Source organism: Methanospirillum stamsii (assembly GCF_003173335.1).
In the GTDB taxonomy this organism is placed as follows: domain Archaea; phylum Halobacteriota; class Methanomicrobia; order Methanomicrobiales; family Methanospirillaceae; genus Methanospirillum; species Methanospirillum stamsii.
The window spans coordinates 1-3,629 of sequence record NZ_QGMZ01000032.1; the positions used below are offsets into that span (position 1 = coordinate 1).

Annotated in this window: 5 protein-coding genes; 1 reads left to right on the top strand and 4 read right to left on the bottom strand. The window is 38.4% G+C overall.

Features of this window, described 5'->3' with window-relative positions:
* Window positions 1–113: 113 nt before the first annotated feature.
* The 3 genes from istB to istA form a co-directional block, all read right to left on the bottom strand.
* Window positions 114–755 carry an IS21-like element helper ATPase IstB gene (gene istB / locus DLD82_RS13785; protein ID WP_109941712.1) on the bottom strand — a complete coding sequence of 214 codons (642 nt, stop codon included), beginning with the start codon at window positions 753–755 and terminating at the stop codon, window positions 114–116.
* Window positions 756–1,211 (bottom strand): Mu transposase domain-containing protein, encoded by a 456-nt coding sequence (locus DLD82_RS13790; RefSeq protein WP_109941713.1) that lies wholly within the window; start codon window positions 1,209–1,211, stop codon window positions 756–758.
* 183 nt (window positions 1,212–1,394) lie between these two features.
* The gene (gene istA / locus DLD82_RS13795; protein ID WP_109941714.1) at window positions 1,395–2,021 is read right to left on the bottom strand and encodes an IS21 family transposase; all 627 of its coding nucleotides are present in this window, start codon (window positions 2,019–2,021) and stop codon (window positions 1,395–1,397) included.
* Between the two features lie 249 nt (window positions 2,022–2,270).
* On the opposite strand from istA, the gene DLD82_RS13800 reads away from it, so the two are divergent.
* Entirely contained in the window at window positions 2,271–2,915 is a 645-nt protein-coding gene (locus DLD82_RS13800; protein ID WP_146199813.1) for an ATP-binding protein, read from the top strand.
* A 135-nt stretch (window positions 2,916–3,050) separates the two neighbouring features.
* Here DLD82_RS13800 and DLD82_RS13805 read toward each other — a convergent pair.
* A partial coding sequence (locus tag DLD82_RS13805) for a DUF234 domain-containing protein (RefSeq protein ID WP_146199814.1) occupies window positions 3,051–3,629 on the bottom strand: 579 nt, incomplete at its 5' end.

Sequence of the window (3,629 nt, forward strand, 5' to 3'; positions counted from 1 at the left end):
GGGAGTTAGAAGAATTAAAAGAGAATGAGGGGATTTATCGTTATGCGTCAGCGGGAATCAAGGGTACAATGGTGAAGTATCCTATCTAGAATCGCCGCTGCAATCACATGATCCTAAAAAATCTCTCCCCATTCTCCAAATGACTTGTTTGAAATAAAAATGGTTGATGTCCGTTCATATCTCCTGGAAATAAGTTGGAAGAAGCAGTATGCTGCCTGCGAATCAAATGGGAGATACCCAATTTCATCGATAATCAGAACTTTGGGTTTGACCAGTTTTTTCAGATACCTATCAAGCTGATCTTGTCGGTATGCTTCTTTCAATCTTTCAATCAGAACAGAGGCATTGATGAATAAGACCTGAAATCCTGCTTCAATTGCTGCAATACCAAGTCCTATCGCCAGATGCGTTTTCCCCACTCCTGGCGGTCCAAGGAATACGACATTTTCTGCTTGCTGAACAAATCTCAGGGTTGAGAGATCCCGAACCACCGTGGCGTCGATGGATGGTTGAAACGAGAAATCAAAATTTTCATTCCTCTTCACAATCGGAAAACCTGCATATCTCATCCTGGTTGAAATAGTTGAACTGACCCGGTTCTTCCATTCCATTTCAGCAAGATACCCAATTGTTTCCAAAGGAGTCATCTTTTCAGTCATGGCTCGTTCTAATGTAGGTTCAAGGATCGTTTCCATTGTCAGTAATTTCAGATTCGTCAGGTGAAGATGCACCTGATCAAGAAGAAGTACTGTCATTTACTTCCCTCCAATAATTTGATCGTATTCTGAAAGAGAGCGTTTTATTACAGCAGAATCTTCAAACGGTTTTTTACTAGAAATGATGACCGGAGGCATTTTTCCATACGATTCATCTTTTGCTGCTTTGAGAAGACCTTCAAAATGTTCTTTTTGCCTGGAGACCTGATGTCTACCTTCAATGAGCCGATGTTCACAAATCTGAATACCATCTGACTCAACAATTACCCGTTCTCCAAAAATTTCTACAGTAACATTTTGGCGGGCATATTTCCAAGGAACTGAGTACCGGTTACCAAAGATAGAGATAAAACAGTCCTTTGAGACTTGTCGTTCTTCTCTTCGCTTAACGATATATGGAGGGATTGATTGTATTAGGGTGAGATTTTCATCCTGAAACCGGACTAAAGGGATCTCAAATGTTGTTCCATGTTCTTGATTGTTAACTTTCTCCATCCAGTGTTTTGCCTGGGTGTTGAGGTCTTCAATAGACGAAAACGCTCGGCCATAAATATAATTACTTTTTATAAACCCGATGGTCCTTTCGATTTTCCCTTTGGTTTTGGCACGATACGGTCGACAGAGGTATGCCGTAAACCCGTAATGATTTCTGAAATCAGCAAATACTGGTTGAAATTCTTAATTCGTAGAAATTGGATTCCTCTTGAGTACAACGGTTTTAAGATTGTCATACAGGATTTCCTGGGTGACCCCTCCAAAATATTCAAAAGCATGTTGGTGACAGAGAAGGAATGTAAAGAGATCGGTAGATCGTGTAAATTCAAGGTATCTCATTCGGGAATAATTAAGAACCATCGAAAAACAATTTACTTTTTTCCGCTCTCCATTGGGCAGATCATAATAGCAATCAGCCCAGTCAACCTGGGCCTGAACTCCGGGTTTTGTTTCGTATCTTATTTCGGGAAGATTCTGTCGTTTAGGACGGATTGATCGGAGGTAATCTTTCAATATAGTGTAACCGCCAGTATATCCTTTCTCAATCAGTTCTTCAAAAAGTCGGACAGAACTCAATTCGGGATACGACTCAATACGACTTTGTAGATACTCCTTAAAAGAATCAAGTTTACTTGCTTTGGATTTTTTAAAAATACCGGGATGTGAACGCGGTAAACTGAGATACTTACGAATGGTTTTCCGGTCTTTACCTGTCTGTCGTGAGAGGGAACTGATGTTCACCTTTCCAAGTTTTATTTCCTGTTCTTGTGCTATATCGTGGAGCATTAGGTTTTCCTCCTCGGTTAACATGAACGACACCCGGGTGACTGAACCTTGGTGCCGCACTGGGGAATTTATTCCGCCCTAACTGGGGAATTTGATCCCGCCGAGATTGGGGAAAACTAAGCCGCCATTGAAACTACCGGAAGAAACCTCCCCATCGAGTTGTTCCCATTTTCATATCAGGAATATCTGATATATTGTAATCAAAAGCAATCTTCGAATTCTTTTCATGCTTATCTACTGTCAGGTGGTTTTCCGGAATACCTCAAAAATGGGATGGATGAAATTCTTCAAAATCTGTTACTTGATATTATTTCAAGAGACATTCTCCTTAGGAATTCTATTAAAAATCCCCGTGTAATTACCGAAATTCTGGTTTATCTGCTTGGAAACATATCCCGGGAATTTACACTTACAAACCTTAAAAAAACCTTTACTTCAATCGGATCGGTAACCACCATTGCATCTTATGTGGAATTCCTTGAAGATGCATATCTTATCTTTACTCTACCACGACATAGTTACTCTCTAAAAAGCAGGCAGATCAATCCCAAAAAAGTATATAGCATAGATAATGGATTTATTCGGGCGAATTCAACCGGATTTTCAGAAGACTATGGTCGACTACTTGAAAACCTTGTATTCATCGAATTACGCAAAAAATATCGAGAAATCTTTTATTTCAGAGAACAGGGCGAATGCGATTTTCTGGTGAAAGAAAAAACCAAGATAACTAAAGCAATACAAGTCTGTTATGAGGTTACTGGCAGGAATAAAGAGAGGGAATTAAAGGGACTATTAGAAGCGATGAATTTCTTTGAACTGAATGAGGGTTTTATCCTGACATTCCAACAGGAAGATGAAATAATAATCGATGGGAAAAAGGTATTTCTTATTCCGGCTTGGAAGTATGACTACTAATGGCGGAGTATCCCCCATCTTATGGATTTCTTGTATTCTTTTAAAATAATAGGTTTTTTGTTATTGCTACGTGACTCTTGACCAGGAGTATACAAATCATAGATTAATTCAGCAATAAGCATCATTAATTCTTAATTAGATACATGATTGAATCACCTTTTCAAGATCAGCAAGATCATATGCAATAATCATTTCATCCCGACTTTCATAATCCTGATTAATTGACCTGCCAACCACACAATATACCTCTTTTCGTTCAGGACTTCCCCATTTTACTAATTGTGCTTTCTTTTTCAGGGCCAATACAATTTTAGAGACAGATACCTGATCCTGCCATTTGCATTCGCAAAAAAGAATTGTATCTGTTTTTGGTTCACAGGCTATGATATCAATTTCCTGTTCTTTATGCCACCATCTACCAATTTCTTTAAAATGAACCGGAAAAATGTTTTTTGCATTAAAAAGATAAAAAATATCTATAATAATTTCCTCAAACTTTGGCCCTAGATATTGTGATAATTGGGGATTTATATATTCTTGATATACAAACCTAGATTCTCCCATTTCAATTTCTTTTCGATAAGGATATACGAACCGAAACCAGAATGAAAAAAGATTATCATTGAGAAGATATATCCCTTTCCTGCTGTCTGGGCCGGATAATACCGGAGTTTCCCTCCTAATTAATTGTAAATCTGCCAATGTAGCAAGGTA

Bases quoted from the DNA above. Each gene is read 5' to 3' on its own strand.
- istB (WP_109941712.1), bottom strand. From the start codon at position 755: ATGACAGTACTTCTTCTTGATCAGGTGCATCTTCACCTGACGAATCTG.
- DLD82_RS13790 (WP_109941713.1), bottom strand. From the start codon at position 1,211: ATGGAGAAAGTTAACAATCAAGAACATGGAACAACATTTGAGATCCCT.
- istA (WP_109941714.1), bottom strand. From the start codon at position 2,021: ATGTTAACCGAGGAGGAAAACCTAATGCTCCACGATATAGCACAAGAA.
- DLD82_RS13800 (WP_146199813.1), top strand. From the start codon at position 2,271: ATGGATGAAATTCTTCAAAATCTGTTACTTGATATTATTTCAAGAGAC.